The sequence below is a fragment of the Dokdonia sp. R86516 genome (assembly GCF_044596715.1).
Classification (GTDB): Bacteria; Bacteroidota; Bacteroidia; order Flavobacteriales; family Flavobacteriaceae; genus Dokdonia.
This window is the reverse complement of sequence record NZ_CP138998.1, coordinates 2,513,522-2,530,073: the sequence shown is the minus strand read 5'-3', so window position 1 is coordinate 2,530,073 and position 16,552 is coordinate 2,513,522. Positions and strand designations below refer to the sequence as shown.

At 36.6% G+C, this 16,552-nt stretch carries 15 protein-coding genes and 1 tRNA gene; 11 read left to right on the top strand and 5 right to left on the bottom strand.

The window, feature by feature from the left end; all coding sequences use genetic code 11:
• Positions 1-49: 49 nt before the first annotated feature.
• The 3 genes from pheT (at position 50) to SJY23_RS11330 (ending at position 3,911) form a co-directional block, all read left to right on the top strand.
• Positions 50-2,476 carry a phenylalanine--tRNA ligase subunit beta gene (pheT, locus tag SJY23_RS11340; protein WP_396596424.1) on the top strand — a complete coding sequence of 809 codons (2,427 nt, stop codon included), beginning with the start codon at positions 50-52 and terminating at the stop codon, positions 2,474-2,476.
• Between the two features lie 170 nt (positions 2,477-2,646).
• Positions 2,647-3,369 carry a hypothetical protein gene (locus tag SJY23_RS11335; protein WP_396596423.1) on the top strand — a complete coding sequence of 241 codons (723 nt, stop codon included), beginning with the start codon at positions 2,647-2,649 and terminating at the stop codon, positions 3,367-3,369.
• 17 nt (positions 3,370-3,386) lie between these two features.
• Positions 3,387-3,911 carry a putative signal transducing protein gene (locus SJY23_RS11330; protein WP_396596422.1) on the top strand — a complete coding sequence of 175 codons (525 nt, stop codon included), beginning with the start codon at positions 3,387-3,389 and terminating at the stop codon, positions 3,909-3,911.
• A 2-nt stretch (positions 3,912-3,913) separates the two neighbouring features.
• Here the strand turns inward: SJY23_RS11330 and SJY23_RS11325 are convergent, their stop codons facing one another.
• Complete coding sequence (locus tag SJY23_RS11325; RefSeq protein ID WP_035337316.1) at positions 3,914-5,533, bottom strand: ABC-F family ATP-binding cassette domain-containing protein; 1,620 nt, start codon at positions 5,531-5,533, stop codon at positions 3,914-3,916.
• 166 nt (positions 5,534-5,699) lie between these two features.
• Here SJY23_RS11325 and SJY23_RS11320 point away from each other — a divergent pair, with 166 nt between their 5' ends.
• On the top strand, positions 5,700-7,103 hold the full coding sequence (locus SJY23_RS11320; protein ID WP_396596421.1) for a TlpA family protein disulfide reductase: 1,404 nt from the start codon (positions 5,700-5,702) through the stop codon (positions 7,101-7,103).
• Between the two features lie 78 nt (positions 7,104-7,181).
• On the opposite strand, the gene fsa is transcribed toward SJY23_RS11320, so the two are convergent.
• From fsa to SJY23_RS11300, 4 genes are all read right to left on the bottom strand, one after another.
• On the bottom strand, positions 7,182-7,838 hold the full coding sequence (fsa, locus tag SJY23_RS11315; protein WP_035337320.1) for a fructose-6-phosphate aldolase: 657 nt from the start codon (positions 7,836-7,838) through the stop codon (positions 7,182-7,184).
• A gap of 80 nt (positions 7,839-7,918) precedes the next feature.
• Complete coding sequence (locus tag SJY23_RS11310; RefSeq protein ID WP_396596420.1) at positions 7,919-8,722, bottom strand: SDR family oxidoreductase; 804 nt, start codon at positions 8,720-8,722, stop codon at positions 7,919-7,921.
• Positions 8,723-8,902: 180 nt separating this feature from the next.
• Positions 8,903-9,349 carry a thioredoxin family protein gene (locus SJY23_RS11305; RefSeq protein WP_035337324.1) on the bottom strand — a complete coding sequence of 149 codons (447 nt, stop codon included), beginning with the start codon at positions 9,347-9,349 and terminating at the stop codon, positions 8,903-8,905.
• Positions 9,350-9,446: 97 nt separating this feature from the next.
• A complete protein-coding gene (locus tag SJY23_RS11300; protein WP_396598118.1) occupies positions 9,447-10,079 on the bottom strand; it encodes an NAD(P)H-dependent oxidoreductase in 633 nt (210 codons plus the stop codon).
• A 90-nt stretch (positions 10,080-10,169) separates the two neighbouring features.
• Between SJY23_RS11300 and SJY23_RS11295 the strand changes: the two genes are divergently transcribed.
• The 7 genes from SJY23_RS11295 (at position 10,170) to SJY23_RS11265 (ending at position 16,448) form a co-directional block, all read left to right on the top strand.
• A complete protein-coding gene (locus SJY23_RS11295; protein WP_035337327.1) occupies positions 10,170-10,565 on the top strand; it encodes an acyl-CoA thioesterase in 396 nt (131 codons plus the stop codon).
• Positions 10,565-11,233, top strand: a complete 669-nt coding sequence (locus tag SJY23_RS11290) for a vancomycin high temperature exclusion protein (RefSeq protein ID WP_035337329.1) — start codon at positions 10,565-10,567, stop codon at positions 11,231-11,233. The genes SJY23_RS11295 and SJY23_RS11290 overlap by 1 nt, the downstream gene beginning before the upstream one ends.
• A gap of 55 nt (positions 11,234-11,288) precedes the next feature.
• The gene (gene gldF / locus SJY23_RS11285; RefSeq protein ID WP_396596419.1) at positions 11,289-12,026 is read left to right on the top strand and encodes a gliding motility-associated ABC transporter permease subunit GldF; all 738 of its coding nucleotides are present in this window, start codon (positions 11,289-11,291) and stop codon (positions 12,024-12,026) included.
• Positions 12,023-13,717, top strand: a complete 1,695-nt coding sequence (gldG, locus tag SJY23_RS11280; RefSeq protein WP_396596418.1) for a gliding motility-associated ABC transporter substrate-binding protein GldG — start codon at positions 12,023-12,025, stop codon at positions 13,715-13,717. The genes gldF and gldG overlap by 4 nt, the downstream gene beginning before the upstream one ends.
• A gap of 118 nt (positions 13,718-13,835) precedes the next feature.
• On the top strand, positions 13,836-14,954 hold the full coding sequence (dnaN, locus tag SJY23_RS11275) for a DNA polymerase III subunit beta (RefSeq protein ID WP_035337334.1): 1,119 nt from the start codon (positions 13,836-13,838) through the stop codon (positions 14,952-14,954).
• 194 nt (positions 14,955-15,148) lie between these two features.
• Entirely contained in the window at positions 15,149-16,222 is a 1,074-nt protein-coding gene (locus SJY23_RS11270; RefSeq protein ID WP_396596417.1) for a M28 family metallopeptidase, read from the top strand.
• A gap of 150 nt (positions 16,223-16,372) precedes the next feature.
• Positions 16,373-16,448 (top strand) — tRNA-His (locus SJY23_RS11265).
• The last annotated feature ends 104 nt before the right edge of the window (positions 16,449-16,552 follow it).

Here is a 16,552-nt window from a genome sequence, read left to right as displayed (position 1 = left end):
TCACTAGCTAGGTTATTCTATCTTTGACGTCTTAAAATCGCAACGTTTTATGAAGATTTCTTACAACTGGCTAAAGCAGTTTATCGATATAGATTGGAGTGCCGAAAAAACCGGAAACCTCCTTACAGACTTAGGTCTAGAAATTGAAGGAATAGACACCTACCAAAGTGTAAAAGGTGGTCTAGAAGGAATTGTAATAGGTCATGTACTTACCTGTGTGCAGCATGAAAATGCAGATAAGCTCAAGGTAACCACCGTAGATATAGGTGCAGATAAGCCTGTACAAATAGTATGTGGAGCTCCTAATGTAGCAGCAGGACAGAAAGTACCCGTAGCAACTATAGGCACTACACTATACACTGAAGAAGGTGAAGCTTGGAAAATAAAGAAAGGTAAAATACGTGGTGAAGAATCTCACGGAATGATCTGTGCAGAAGATGAGCTAGGATTAGGAAAGAGCCACGATGGAATTATGATTCTTGATGAGGATCTTATACCTGGAACACCAGCTGCCGATGTTTTTGAAATAGAAAATGATCAAGTTTTTGAAATAGGATTGACTCCTAACCGTGCAGATGCGATGAGTCACTGGGGTGTTGCCCGTGACCTTAAGGCCGGTTTATTACAACATGAGGTTAATAAAGGGCTTATCACTCCATCAACATCTTCTTTTAAAATTGAGAAACGCTTGCACAAAATTGATGTGCAAGTACTAGATGCAGAAAAAGCGCCTCGCTATGCAGGAGTTGTAATTAGTGACTTAAAAGTGAGCGAATCTCCAGAGTGGTTAAAGCACAGACTTAAAGCTATAGGCCTCTCTCCTATTAACAATATTGTAGATGCAACTAATTATGTATTACATGATCTTGGACAACCGCTACACGCATTTGATTTAAACAAGATTGCAGGAGATAAAATTGAAGTGCGCACTGTTGAAGCAGGCACTAAGTTTACTACACTAGACGGCGTAGAACGTGAGTTACATGAAGACGACTTGATGATTTGTGACGCAGAGAAACCTATGTGTATTGCAGGAGTCTTTGGAGGAGCGCATAGCGGAGTTACAGAAAACACCTCTGCAATTTTCTTAGAAAGTGCCTATTTTAATCCCGTTGCTGTGCGTAAGACAGCAAAACGTCATGGATTAAATACAGATGCATCTTTCCGCTTTGAAAGAGGTATTGATCCGCATATTACTGAGTATGCTCTTACAAGAGCTGCGCTTCTTATTATGGAAATTGCTGGTGGAGAAATTACTAGCGAGATTGTAGACATCTACCCAAAGAAAATAGAAGATCAGCAGGTATTTTTAAACTTTGATAACGCTACTAAACTTATAGGAGAAGAGCTTCCTAAAGAAGTTATTAAAGGAATATTGATGTCTCTAGATATTAAGATTAACAATGTTACAGAAAGTGGTATTGGGATGACTATTCCTGCTTTTAGAAATGATGTTACTCGTGAAGCAGACGTAATAGAAGAAATTTTAAGAGTGTACGGCTACAACAATATCAACTTTGGCAATAAGCTCAACGCTACGGTATCTTCCAGTTCAAAATTTGACGATCACAAAGTAAGTGATGTGATAGGAAACCAGCTTGCGGCACAAGGTTTTTATGAGATGATGGCAAACAGTCTCACTACGCCAGCATACACAGCACTTTCTGAGAACCTAAAGGAAGAACATCAAGTTGAGATGCTTAATCCGCTAGGGAAAGAATTGAGTGTGATGCGCCAGTCTATGCTATTTTCTGGACTAGAAGCGATATCCTACAACGTAAACAGACGAAGAAGTAACATAAAGCTCTTTGAGTTTGGTAAAACGTACCACAACTACACTGAAGAGCGCAAAGAAGATAAGCACCTTGCCCTTTTTGTCACTGGAGGTCGTACAGAGGAGTCATGGACTACCCAAAGCTCTCCTACTAACTTCTTTTACTTAAAAGGAATGGTAAGTGCTATTCTTGAAAAACTAGGAATTTCAAGAGTTAAATCTTCTGCGGTGAAAAACGATATTTTTTCTGAGGCTGTAGGGCTTTCACTAGGAAAGCAACAAGTAGTAAGTTACGGTATTGTAAAGAAAAGTATCCTCAAGAAATTTGATTTATCACAAGATGTGTATTATGCAGATTTTAACTGGGATGCTATTTTAGAGATTGCGGCTCGTAATGATGTCAAGTTTAAAGACATTCCAAAATACCCTTCTGTGCGTCGTGATTTTGCACTTTTATTAGATACAAACGTTAAGTTTGAAGACATTAAAACCATCGCAAAGCAAACCGAAAAACAATTACTTAAAGACGTCAACCTTTTTGATGTTTACGAAGGTAAAAATCTCCCTGAAGGAAAGAAAAGTTATGCAGTAAGCTTCTTGCTACAAGATGAAAAAAAGACACTTACAGATAAGCAAATAGACAAAACGATGAATAAATTACAACAGCGTTTTGAAAAAGAACTAGGCGCTACGCTTCGATAGTTAGATAGCTCTATTATTTTAATGCTCTTAGATACATGATGTATCTAAGAGCATTTTTTTTGGCTCATAATCTCTTAACTATTTTGTTTAATTAATACATAAAACTCGTAGTATCAATAATCCCCATTGACATTATGTCTTTTGTATTGTATCTTTAAAAGAAAAAAAAGATGCTATTATCCAGAACCAACATTCACGACAAGTTACTTCGTGAGCGCAGTAAAAGCGAGCAAGAACAAGATATTCTAGCACAAGTACAGCGAGTTTTTAATCAAGACCGCTTTCGCGAAAGCGGAATACTCAAAACCCTAAACGGAGCTTCTGAGACAGGTTATAATGAATTTGACTTTGACTTGCTGGAGACCTCAAAAATATTTCACATTAAACAAATAGAGAAAATTTGCGTAGACTATAGGCTACGTTTTCTCGACACCAAATATTTCAAGGGTAAATATCCTCAAGAAGTACTTGACAATATTAAACACCTCGAAAACACACATCACACGGAACTTGATGGTTTTAAAATCATTGCTCCTTCTAAAATGTTTGTTCTAGAAAAGGCAGACGACCCATTATTATTTGCACCTATGGGTAACGGCTATTATTATCTTATCCACCAGTGGGGTAATGATCTTAACCCTTTTAGAAAACAATGGGCATGGTCATTTAAGTCTATTGAAAACTTACTAATTACGACAGTACTCATTAGCATAATCGCGACATTATTAACACCAGACGGTCTTTTTACAAAGAATCAAGATTTTGGTCAAGATATTATGGTATTTTTCTTTATGTTTAAGTCCATCGGAGCGGTAGTTCTATTTTATGCATTTGCATTAGGTAAGAACTTTAACAAAGCGATATGGAATAGTAAGTACGATAAAACAAGATAACCTGACCAAAATAATATATGAGCATACTTCCAGACTCTCGTTATGAAAAAATCCACACTGGATCCATCATAGAAATAAAGAGATTACAAACCATACTTGAGGAAAAAGATATCCCGAGTATTGTAAGAGATGATAACGAGAGTGCTAAGCTCGCTGGGTATGCCCTAGGGTCTCCTGATCAATCTAGACTGCTTGTTGATAAAGAGTATCTGGTAAAAGCAAAACATATTGTAGAAATTGCTCTTGAAGACTTTTCAAACAACGCACTATCTGATGAGGAACTAAGCAACTTATCGCAGCAAGAAGCACCTAAAGCTACTATAAACAGGATCACGAGGCCTGCACCAGAAAAGAAAAAGCCAGAATTATCTTCTGGCCGTATTCTCTTATATGTATTTTTTCTAGGACTCTCGATCTGGAGACTATTACCACTACTTCAAGGTGAAGATTTACCTACTTTCCGTATTATAATAAGTGGAGGTCTTATTGTCTTTTGTAGCTATATGCTTATTACACATTTCATGAACAAGAGTAAGGCGTAGCCTTACTCATACATTGCCATGCGCTGTTCCTTTATACTCTTATCGCTCATGTACTCATCAAAGTTCATATAGCGATCTATAACACCCTTAGGTGTTAATTCTATCACACGATTACCCACAGTGCTCGCAAACTCGTGATCATGTGTTGTAAGCATCACTGTACCCTTAAAGTTTTTAAGTGCATTATTGAATGCCGTAATTGACTCAAGATCTAAGTGGTTAGTAGGCTCATCTACCATAAGGATATTTGCACGTTTCATCATCATTTTTGAAATCATACAACGTACCTTCTCTCCTCCCGAAAGAACATTAGACATTTTAAGCGCTTCCTCTCCTGAGAAAATCATCTTACCTAAGAAACCTCTTAAAAACACTTCTTCTCTCTCTTCTTCTGTTTGCGCATATTGACGTAACCAGTCTACAAGATTAAGCGTTCCATCTTGAAAGTAGGATGCATTATCTAAAGGTAAGTAAGATTGTGTAGTCGTTACTCCAAAATCAAAAGTCCCGCTGTCTGCTTGTTGATTACCATTTATGATTTCATAAAAAGCAGAGGTTGCACGGCTATCTCTTGAAAATAACACCGCTTTATCACCTTTATTCAAATTCATATCAACTCCTTTGAACAAAACTTCGCCATCTAGAGAGGCACTTAAGCCAGCACAGTTAAAAATCTGATCTCCAGCCTCACGATCTCTATCAAATATAATCCCTGGGTATCGACGACTTGAAGGCTTAATTTCTTCTATATCAAGCTTATCAATCATCTTCTTACGAGATGTTGCTTGTTTAGATTTTGCAACGTTTGCAGAGAAACGAGCGATAAATTCTTGAAGTTCCTTTTTCTTCTCTTCAGACTTTTTATTCTGCTGCGCGCGTTGTCTAGCCGCTAGTTGAGAAGACTCATACCAGAAAGTATAGTTACCGCTATAATGAGTGATTTTATTATGGTCAATATCTGATATGTGTGTACAAACCGCATCAAGGAAGTGACGGTCATGCGATACAACAATCACACAGTTGTCATAATTTGCAAGGAAATTTTCTAGCCATGAGATTGTCTCATAATCCAAGTCGTTTGTAGGCTCATCCATGATAAGTACATCAGGATTTCCAAAAAGCGCTTGCGCTATAAGAACACGTACACGTTGCTTACCATCAAGATCTGCCATCATAGTATAATGGTTCTCTTCTTTGATACCTAGGTTAGAAAGCATGGTTGCAGCGTTACTATCTGCATTCCATCCGTTCATTTCTTCAAACTTTACTTGAAGCTCTCCGATACGATCTGCATTTTCATCAGTATAGTCTGCATACAGGGCATCTATTTCAGACTTTATTTCATAAAGAGGCTTATTACCCATTACCACTGTCTCGAGCACATTATACTCATCATAAGCATAGTGGTTTTGCTCTAGTACAGACATACGCTTTCCTGGCTCAAGGTGCACATGACCTGAGGTAGGCTCTTGCTGGCCTGTAAGTATTTTTAAAAAGGTAGACTTTCCAGCACCGTTTGCACCAATGATGCCATAACAGTTACCGTTAAGAAATGAAGTATTTACTTCATCAAATAAAACACGTTTACCAAATTGAACTGAAAGATTAGAGACTGATAACATAAAAAACTTCTATTTTGAGCGTGCAAAAATACCTATAATTAAAGAAATTATAATGATAACAAACACAAAATGCTTTTAACGATATGTTAACAATATGCAAAAGTCATTAAAGTTACTTTTGGAAATAACACCATAAGCTATCTTATTCAGTGTAAATTGACCTTTTATGAAGTACCTCCTACTCTTACTTATAGTTTCTACTACCCTTACTAGCTGCGTTTTTGAAGAAAATGATAAAGCTCAAGGAACATATTTAGGGGGACAGATTATTAACCCCGTACAGAGTTATGTATTGCTTCGCAAGGGCGAAGTGGTTACAGACAGTATTCCCCTAGATAGGAGAAATAGGTTTTTATACAAATTTGATGATTTCCAGCCAGGTCTTTATAGACTCGAGCACGGAGAACACCAACTTGTGCATATAGAAGAAGGTGACAGTATATTATTGAGAGTAAATACTAAAGATTTTGATGAGTCTCTTAGTTTTTCTGGCTATGGCGCAGATAAAAGTTCATTCTTACTTGACATGTATTTACACTGGGAGAGTGAAAATGAAAGCATCAAAAAAAAATATCAAAAAAACCCAAAGAACTTTCAGAAGACGCTAGATTCTATGGCGATTACTCATAAAGAGGAGCTCGATAAATTTTTACTTGATAAAGATTATTCGGATGAATTTATTGAAATAGCCAGATCTGTAACAGAATTTGATAATTACCAGCGTAAAGAGTGGTATCCATTTGCACATTATGGAAAAGACAAGTTATCATTTATCGCTAGCTTACCTGGTGATTTTTACAGCTTTCGCGAAAGCATAGATGTAAACAACCCTAATCTTGAAGAACTTTATAGCTTTAGAAGATATCTTTCTTCTTACATTAATAATTTAACCTACCAACGCTATGGAAAGGAAAATGATTATAACCGTACCTCATACATACACAACCACCATCAGATAGCAGTAATTGACAGCCTTATAACTAATAAAGAACTCAAGGAGAGACTTTTATCTCAAATGTCGCGTATTTTTATTGCTAATAGTAACAACTTAGAAGAAGTTGATAAGCTTTTTGACGAAATAAAAGAGGTCTCCACCTCTACCGAGACAGTTGCCCTGATTAATGCGTTATACGACAATAACAAATCAATGCAGGCCGGAAATATGATTCCAGATGTCATGATTATAGGCGCAGACTCTGGAATGAACACCTTGTCTAGTCGTATTACAAAGCCTACAGTATTATTTTTCTGGTCTTATTTAAGAATGGCTCACATGGATAACTCTCATGCAAAAGCCCGTGAACTACAAGTAAAGTACCCAGAGTTCAATTTTATAGCCATTAATGTAAACACAGAGCATAATAAGTGGATGCTTCACTTAAATAAAAATAATTTTGATGAGTCTAAAGAGTATAGACTTGCAAAACCAAAACAAGCTAGAAAACAGCTTGTACTCAATGACATTAACAAGACTATCGTTCTTGACAAGGACGGAAAGATTTTAAATAGTCACGCAAACCTGCACAACTCAAAATTTGAAAACGAACTTCTGGCTTACTTAAATCAATAGGCTTTATAACATTATAGCAATAGAAAAAACCCCTTTTACTTTGAAGTGAAAGGGGTTTTTTGTGAGCGTATACTAGTATTAGTTATTCCCCTTCTCGTAATCTGCTAAGAATTTTGCAAGGCCGCTATCTGTAAGTGGGTGCTTTAATAATCCTTCTATAGAAGATAAAGGTCCTGTCATTACATCTGCTCCTATTTTTGCACAATCTATTACGTGCATTGTATGACGTACAGATGCTGCTAGAATTTCTGTTTCAAACATATAGTTATCATATATGTGACGAATTTCTGCAATTAGGTTTAATCCATCTGTTGAGATGTCATCTAGTCTTCCTATAAACGGAGAAACATATGTCGCCCCAGCCTTTGCTGCTAGTAATGCCTGCCCACAAGAAAATACTAGCGTACAATTTGTACGAATTCCTTTATCAGAAAAATATTTTATGGCTTTAATTCCATCTTTAATCATAGGTACTTTTACTACAATTTGATCATGTAATGCAGCAAGCTCCTCCCCTTCTTTTACCATCTCATCATAAGTAGTTGCAATTACCTCTGCACTTACATCACCAGTTACAATCTCACAGATATCTTTGTAATGTTGTAATATGTTTTCACGTCCAGTAATGCCCTCTTTGGCCATTAATGATGGGTTTGTAGTCACACCATCAAGAACTCCTAGATCTTGTGCTTCTTTAATTTGGTCAAGGTTTGCGGTATCTATAAAAAATTTCATAGTCTTTTCTTTTATGATTATACACAAATGTAACTAAAAGTGATAAGTAGAAATTACAAGCGCGTTTAATTGTTTGTTAACTAAAGTTTATAATGATTAAGTAGTAGTTTTTCATACCAAGTATCTGGTAGTAAACGCTTGAGTGCAATACTAAAACGCTGCATAAAAAAGCCTACACGATAATGTACTTTAGGGTTTTTAGACTCCATCACGCGCTTTACTACTTTTGCCATGATTATGGTATCCATTCCTTCATCTACATGTGCATCCATTAAGGATAGTGTATTCTTATAATTTTCTTTGTATGGGGAGTTTTCAAGCACTGGTGCGTGGTAACGTCCTGCAGCAATATTAGTTGCAAAATCTCCAGGCGCAACGGTAGTCATTTTTACATTAAACTCCTTAAGTTCCATTCGGTAGGCTTCAGTAGTAATACCAAGGGCTCCTTTGGTTGCAGAGTAAATACCTCTGTATGGTAAGCCCATATAACCTGCTATCGAGGTAATATTAATAACCATACCACTGCGCTGTTTACGCATTGTGGGTAACACTGCTTTTATTACTTCTAATGCTCCAAAGTAATTAGTCTCAAAGACTCTTTTAATTTCGGCATCTGGTGTCTCCTCTAAAGGTCCTGTGATACCCATTCCAGCATTGTTAATTAAATAGTCTATGTGCCCCTCTTTTTCTAATACAGATGATACTGCTGCTGTTATAGTCGCCGGTTTTGTAACATCTAGCGCAACCATATGCACTCCTTCTTCTATATTATTTTTTGGGTTTCGACTTGTTCCGTATACAGTATACGACTGGTTTACAAGAAACTGAGCTATGGCTAAACCTATTCCTGAGGAAGCCCCAGTGATTAAAACTACTTTTGACATAAATCTATTTAAAGGTGGTCAAAGATAAGAAGTTCGCTTATTGTTAATTAATACATGTGAGTTTTTGTTGAGAGTATCTTTATACAGCGTAATTTTAAGGTTACGCTTTCGCGAAAGCATAAAAAAAACGCTCAGCATAGTGCTGAACGTTTTCATATATAAAACTTATAAACTTGTAACTTATCTAGAACGTCTTGCTTTATTAAAAAATGCATAGTACGGAGCTGTATCTCTAAGCATACTATATCCTGAAACTTCATCCTTTCTTCTACCATTTGAGTCAAGCAACAATACGGTAGGAAAAGATTTGTCCTTATTATACTTATCTTGAAGCTTCAAATTCTTCTTCTTTTGCTCTGGAGAAATTATGTCTTCTCTAAAAGGGATATCTACCTCAAGTAAAACAAAATCATCTGCTTGCTGTATAAACTTATCTGTACTCCAAAGATCTTTCTTAAGCATTTTACAAGGACCACACCAATCACTACCTGTAAAATACATGATAATAGGTTTCCCTTGGCGTTGTGCTACCTTTTTTGCTTTGTCAAAATCAGTATGCCATTTGGCTTCCTGAGCTTGTAATGTTACTGTTGAAATAAAAAATAATAAAAATGCTATATGTTTCATTGTACTAAAATTAGGGCTACTGCAAAGTTATAAACTTTTAGAAAATAACAAGAATCCTGCCACAATATTGTAGTGCAGCCCTATATTCAAACGAAAGTTACAAATCAAGAACGGAATTGTCCAAAGATTTGCGCACTTTTTTCATAGTAGAAAACATGTCATCTTCTGCTCTATACCCTATAGGCATTACTAAAACCGACTGTAAACCTTTATTAGTGAGATCAAAAAACTCATCATATCCCTCAGGTGAAAAACCTTCCATGGGGCAAGCATCTATTTCTTCAAATGCACAAACTGTAAGTAAATTACCCATTGCTAGGTATGCCTGCTTTGAAGCCCATAAGTCATTCTCTACATCTGTCGCTTTCTTAAAGTGATCAAGAAGGTAATTCTTAAATGGCTTTATGATTTCTTCTGGAGTATTTCTGATTTGCTTTACGTTATCAAAATAATTTTTAACATAATCTTCATCTACTTGTTTTTCGATACAAAAAATGAGTACATGTGAGGCATCTGCTACTTGACGCTGGTTCATTGTTAAAGGAACAAGTGCTTCTTGTTTCTCCTTATTACTTACCACTACTAATCGCACGGGCTGTAAGCCAAAGCTTGTAGCAGTAAGGTTAAAGGCGTTTTTGATTATTTCTATTTTTGACTCTGGTAGCATGCGCGTATTGTCAAACTTTTTAGTCGCATATCTCCATTTTAAAGCTTCTATTACTTGTGGCATCTGTTCTATTTTAAGACCTTGCAAAGATACACTTAGAAGTAAGCACTGCATATTTTTTGTCTATTAAATATGTAAAATGATTAAACAATTATGATTACTCTCAAAGAACGCATTGAAAACTCAGAAACTCGCATCTTTAAAGCGGTCTTTCCCAACACCACAAATCATTATGACACTCTTTTTGGTGGGACTGCAATGCACATGATGGATGAAGCAGCTTTTATATGCGCCACACGCTTTAGCCGAAAAAAAGTGGTTACCATTTCTACCAGTCAAATAGACTTCACTAAAGCCATTCCTCAAGGAACTATTGTAGAATTAATAGCTCGTATAGAGAAAGTGGGCAATACAAGTTGCGTGGTACGCGTTGAGATTTACAAAGAAGATATGTACAATTATGACCGTGAGCTAGCCGTAGCTGGAACATTTACTTTTGTAGCTATCAATGATGAAAAGAAACCTATTAAAATCATAGATAACGCCTAGTGCTTAAACATTTAAAAAAAATAATTGCCGTCACTCTCGTTGGGATTATCCTTCTTATTTGTGGAGTTTATGCGCTTTCTTACCACATTGAAGAAAGCACAAAAAAACAAACATTTACAGCTATTTCGCAGGTTCCAAAAGCTTATACAGTCATCGTTTTGGGTGCTAGTGTAAGAGCAAACGGCAATCTATCTACAATGCTAGAAGATCGTGTATCAAGCGCCCTTAGCTTATATAAAGAAGGTAAAGTCAAGCGTTTTTTACTCTCAGGAGATAATGGCACTGCATCCTATAACGAGCCGAAGGCAATGAAAGCATATCTCATGGATAGAGGTGTTCCAGAAGATGATATCTTCCTAGATTATGCTGGTTTTGACACATACGACAGTATGTATAGAGCTAGCTCTGTATTTAATGTAAAGGAGGCTGTAGTGGTTACTCAAGAGTTTCACTTGCCACGAGCACTGTATATTGCAAATCAACTTGGCCTTACCTATTACGGCTTTGTGGGAGACCAGCGAACTTACCAAAGAGAAAGCGCAAATAAACGCAGAGAATTACTAGCAAATGTCAAAGCCTTTCTTGAGCTCAGCATTAACAAAGAGCCTACATATTTAGGAGCAAAAATCCCTATTGATGGACCTCCGCAGTCAAGCTATCCTCAATAAATACCTTTTAAGAAACAAAAAACTACAGTAAATTTACTTTTTAAAATAATTCACTTTGTTCGCTATACTTAAAAAAGAAATATCCTCATTTTTTTCCTCTGCTATTGGATATCTGGTTATTGGGTTATTTCTCGTAGTTACCGGTTTATTTCTATGGGTTTTTGAAGGGTCTTTTAATATCACAGAAACTGGATTTGCAGATCTCGCACCTTTCTTCCAGATTGCACCATGGATATTTATATTTCTTATCCCTGCTGTTACTATGCGTTGTTTTAGTGAAGAACAGAAAGTAGGAACCTTAGAACTTTTACTCACAAAACCTATCTCAAAACTACAGTTAACGATAGGAAAATTTTTAGGCGCATTCACGCTCATCATACTCGCTATTGTACCCACACTTATTTATGTAGTTGCTATCTACCAGCTGGGTAATCCTGTGGGAAATCTTGATGTAGGAGTTACCATAGGCAGCTATATAGGCTTATTGTTTCTGGCGGGCACATTTACAGCAATAGGAATATATGCCTCTAGCCTTACCAGTAATCAAATCATAGCTTTTATAATCGCAGTATTCTTAAGCTTCTTTCTATATTTTGGACTTGAAGGCATAGCAGCATATAGCACAACAAGCAGTGTGAGAGATTTTATTAATTTAATGGGTTTACAAGCTCATTACAGTAGCATAAGTCGTGGTGTTGTAGATACTAGAGATCTTATTTATTTTATTAGTGTAACCGTATTTTTTATCGTTATCACGGTATTAAACCTGCATAAAAGGAGTACACTTTCGTGAAAAATTTAAAACATATATCATACCTCCTAGTAGCAATCATAGTCTTGATTGCATTAAATATCATAAGCTCGCTAGCGCACAAACGCTATGACCTAACGCAAGATCAACGTTATAGTTTAAGTGATCCTACGCTTGATTTATTAGATCAAGTAAATAGTCCGCTTATTATTGATGTATTTCTCGAAGGAAATTTTCCAGCAGAGTTTAAGAAACTTCAAAACGAGACGCGCTATCTGCTAGAGGAAATGCAAGCCTATAACGATAATATAAGGTTTGAATTTTCTAACCCAGTAGAAGAAGGAGAAAATGTAGCCGAAGTTGCGGGACAATTCAATGAATTTGGGATGACTACCATCCCTCTCAAAGTAAAAGAAAACGGAAAAGAAACCACGCAAACTATATTTCCTTGGGCTACCATAAACTTTAATGATAAAGCTCAACCCGTATCACTCGTAAAAAATGTAGTAGGTGCCTCTCCAGAACAGCTTGTATATGGCTCCATCCAAAATCTTGAGTACGCCTTTGCCGAAAGTTTACACAGCACTCTTAATGCAAAATCTAAGCGTATTGCTGTTTTAAGAGATAATGGCGAGCTACCAGATGCAAATATTGCAGATTTGTTTCGCAAACTAGGTGACACCTATAATATCGCTCCTTTCCCATTAGAATTTGCAAACCAAGATCCAGATAAGGCACTCAAAGCTTTACAAAACACCTTTGATCTAGTAGTTATTGCAAAACCTACAAAAGCCTTTACAGACAAGCAGAAGTATGTGATTGATCAATATATCATGAATGGTGGTAACAGCCTTTGGATGCTCGATGCAGTAGCCATGGAAGATGATAGCTTGCGTAATGACCAAGGAAAAACCATTGCTTTTCCTAGAGATATTAATCTAGATGACCAATTATTTAAATACGGAATTAGAGTAGACCCATCCTTAGTAGTAGACCTCTACTCTGCCCCACTTAGCGTTGCATCTGGTGATGGAAGTGATGCTCAGTACATACAGTTACCGTGGTTGTATAGACCGCAAGTACCTAGTATGAATACGCATCCCATTAACACTAATATTGAAAAGCCTGTTCTTTTCAATTATGCAAACCCTATCACCTTATTAGACAACAATAGTGGTGTAAATAAAACAGTATTACTACAGTCTAGTATTTATACCAAAATAGAAAGTACGCCACGAGAAATCTCTTTAGGCCAAGTAGATATTGAACCTTTAGAGAGTGATTTCCAAAGCGGGCAGCAACCACTTGCTGTTCTACTAGAAGGCACGTTCAACTCAGCTTTTACTAATAGAGTCTTACCAGATGGAAGTGATCGTAGTATTTTTCGCGAAAGCGCACAAAAAAATCCTAAGCTTATTCTCATAACCGATGGTGATATAATCTCAAATAGCCTTGATGCACGAGGGCAACCACTAGAATTAGGTTTTGATTATTACACAAGGACCAGCTACGGGAATAAAGAGTTTTTACTCAATGCGATTAACTATCTTCTCGATGACAGTGGGCTTATTAACATAAGGACTAAAGAAATTGCACTTCCTTTTCTCGATATGAAAAAGACAGCGCAAAGTATAAGCACGTGGCAAGTCTTGACTATTGGGCTTCCGCTGGTTATTTTACTTATCTTTGGACTCATCTACAACGCAATTAGGAAGCGTCGCTACACGCGATAGATGTTGATAAGTTAATTATAAAAGCCGTCGCATTTAAAATATATTTGTAAGTAGTGAGTGAGGCATAAATAGCGTCACTTTTGATACCATTTTATTGTATTGCAAAACCTAACTTTCTATGAAATTTATAGTCTCTAGTACATACCTCCTTAAACAATTACAAGTATTGGGTGGTGTGATAAATAATAGCAACACCCTTCCTATACTCGATAATTTCCTTTTTGAACTAGATGGAAATACACTAACAGTTTCTGCATCAGATCTAGAAACTACCATGACATCAAAGTTAGATGTAGAGTCTAGTGATAATGGTGCGATTGCGTTACCAGCTCGTTTACTTCTTGACACGCTTAAGACGTTCCCAGAGCAACCACTTACTTTTACGCAACACGAAAACAACACCGTAGAGATAAGCTCTAATCATGGTAAATATGCACTAGCTTTTGCAGATGGTGCAGAGTTTCCTAATGCAGTATCACTAGAAGACCCTAGTGTTGTAAAAATACCTGGAAGTGTACTAGCTACCGCAATAAGCAATACTATTTTTGCTACTGGAAATGACGATTTACGCCCAGTAATGAGTGGTGTATTTTTTCAATTTGGCACAGACGGACTTACGTTTGTAGCAACAGATGCTCACAAGCTTGTAAAGTATGGTCGTACAGATGTAGTCGCATCTCAAGCGGCTGAATTTATTATGCCTAAGAAGCCTCTTAACTTACTTAAAGGAATACTTTCTACTTCTGATGATGAGATTGCGGTAGAGTATAACGAGAGTAATGCCAAATTTACTTTTGATAATGTGGAGCTTGTTTGTCGTCTTATTGATGGTAAGTATCCTAATTACGAAGCAGTAATCCCAAAAGAGAATCCAAACAGACTTACTATAGACCGTAATCAGTTTTTAAACTCTGTACGTCGTGTTTCTATTTTCTCAAATAAAACTACACACCAGATTCGCTTAAAAATTGCTGGGGCAGAACTTAATATTTCGGCAGAAGATATTGATTACAGTAATAAAGCCGAAGAGCGTCTTACTTGTGATTATCAAGGTGATGATATGCAAATAGGCTTCAACTCTCGTTTCTTAACAGAGATGCTGAATAATATGAATGCAAATGATGTTTCTCTAGAGATGTCACTACCTAATAGAGCAGGTATCCTTACTCCAGTAGATGGACTAGATGAAGGAGAGCAAGTTACAATGCTCGTAATGCCAGTAATGCTTAACAACTAAGATTTCATATCTTTATAATAACGAGGTCACTCTAGCAATAGAGTGACCTTTTTTTACATGTAGTATTTTGAGATTACTCACCTATAAATGTGGTTAGTACCGCTTTCGCGAAAGCAAAAAAAAACACACTAAGCTATCTCATATTTTATCCAATTGAATTCAGTACTTTTATCAGAATAAACAATTCCTTATAAATGAAAAAATATTTTGCCCTAATGGGATTGGGACTTATTGCCCTTTCTTGTAACGAATCAAAAAAAGTAGTAGCACCTGCTGCTCCTTCTGAACCTGTACTTATAGATGTCACTGCTCTTGAAAGTAATGAGAATGACGTACGTAAATACACTAACACTATTACTGCAAATGAGCTACAAGACATGCTCTACGTATTTGCAGGAGATGATTTTGAGGGGCGTAATACTGGAGATCCAGGACAAAAGAAAGCAGCTGCATACTTAGTAAATTATTATAAGAAATTAGAAGTAGCACCTGGAAATAAGGGAGATTACTACCAGATTGTACCTAAAACATTTTTTAGAAAAGGAAGTGATTTAAACGACTCTGAAAACGTGCTAGCTTTTATAGAAGGATCAGAGAAGCCTGAGGAAGTACTTGTGCTCTCTGCACACCTAGACCACGTAGGAATGGACTCAAAAGGCAATGTCTTTAACGGAGCAGATGACGATGGATCTGGTACTGTGGCATTACTAGAGATTGCAGAGGCTTTTAAACAAGCTGTAAAAGACGGAAAAGGACCTAAGCGCTCTATACTCTTTTTACACGTCACAGGAGAAGAGAAAGGCTTATACGGGTCTAGATTCTACTCAGAAAATCCAGTATACCCGCTAGCGAACACCATTGCAGACCTCAACATCGATATGATAGGTCGTAATGACGATGCACACTTAGAAGACAATAACTATGTTTATTTAATAGGATCAGATAAATTAAGTACAGATTTACACAATGTATCATCTGCCGTAAATGCAAAGTATTTTGATATTAATCTAGATTACCGATACAATGTAAAGAATGAGCCTAACCGTTTTTACTACCGCTCAGATCACTACAACTTTGCAAAGAAGAATGTGCCTATTATTTTTTACTTTAATGGAACACATGAAGATTATCACAAAATAGGTGATACACCAGATAAAATCAATTACCCATTACTAGAAAAGCGTACAAAACTTGTCTTTGCAACTGCTTGGGAACTTGCAAATCGTAAGGATAGACCTGTAGTAGACAAAGCAGAGAAAGAAGAATAAATTATTATTAAAATTATTATGTGTTTTATTTAAGTAAATTCACCTAATAATCAACACTTTGAAAAAGGAGTGAAAAATTTCACTCCTTTTTTTATTAGAAAAAGTTGCACATCTTCTAATATTAATTATCTTTGCACTCGCAATTAAAATGGTGGTTGTAGCTCAGTTGGTTAGAGCGCTGGTTTGTGGTACCAGAGGTCGCCGGTTCGAACCCGGTCTTCCACCCTTATTCAAGTCTTCAGAGAAATCTGAAGACTTTTTTTATGCTCATAAGTTGACAACATATAGTTTAGCTGAAAACATTAAGCACAAGAAAGCCACCCGTAGGTG

What these genes read in the sequence shown, in the direction of transcription:
- SJY23_RS11295 (WP_035337327.1), top strand. Translation starts at nt 10,170, where the DNA reads ATGATTACTCTCAAAGAACGCATTGAAAACTCAGAAACTCGCATCTTT.
- SJY23_RS11320 (WP_396596421.1), top strand. Translation starts at nt 5,700, where the DNA reads ATGAAGTACCTCCTACTCTTACTTATAGTTTCTACTACCCTTACTAGC.
- SJY23_RS11300 (WP_396598118.1), bottom strand. Translation starts at nt 10,079, where the DNA reads ATGCCACAAGTAATAGAAGCTTTAAAATGGAGATATGCGACTAAAAAG.
- SJY23_RS11305 (WP_035337324.1), bottom strand. Translation starts at nt 9,349, where the DNA reads ATGAAACATATAGCATTTTTATTATTTTTTATTTCAACAGTAACATTA.
- SJY23_RS11270 (WP_396596417.1), top strand. Translation starts at nt 15,149, where the DNA reads ATGAAAAAATATTTTGCCCTAATGGGATTGGGACTTATTGCCCTTTCT.
- dnaN (WP_035337334.1), top strand. Translation starts at nt 13,836, where the DNA reads ATGAAATTTATAGTCTCTAGTACATACCTCCTTAAACAATTACAAGTA.
- fsa (WP_035337320.1), bottom strand. Translation starts at nt 7,838, where the DNA reads ATGAAATTTTTTATAGATACCGCAAACCTTGACCAAATTAAAGAAGCA.
- SJY23_RS11335 (WP_396596423.1), top strand. Translation starts at nt 2,647, where the DNA reads ATGCTATTATCCAGAACCAACATTCACGACAAGTTACTTCGTGAGCGC.
- pheT (WP_396596424.1), top strand. Translation starts at nt 50, where the DNA reads ATGAAGATTTCTTACAACTGGCTAAAGCAGTTTATCGATATAGATTGG.
- SJY23_RS11330 (WP_396596422.1), top strand. Translation starts at nt 3,387, where the DNA reads ATGAGCATACTTCCAGACTCTCGTTATGAAAAAATCCACACTGGATCC.
- SJY23_RS11310 (WP_396596420.1), bottom strand. Translation starts at nt 8,722, where the DNA reads ATGTCAAAAGTAGTTTTAATCACTGGGGCTTCCTCAGGAATAGGTTTA.
- SJY23_RS11325 (WP_035337316.1), bottom strand. Translation starts at nt 5,533, where the DNA reads ATGTTATCAGTCTCTAATCTTTCAGTTCAATTTGGTAAACGTGTTTTA.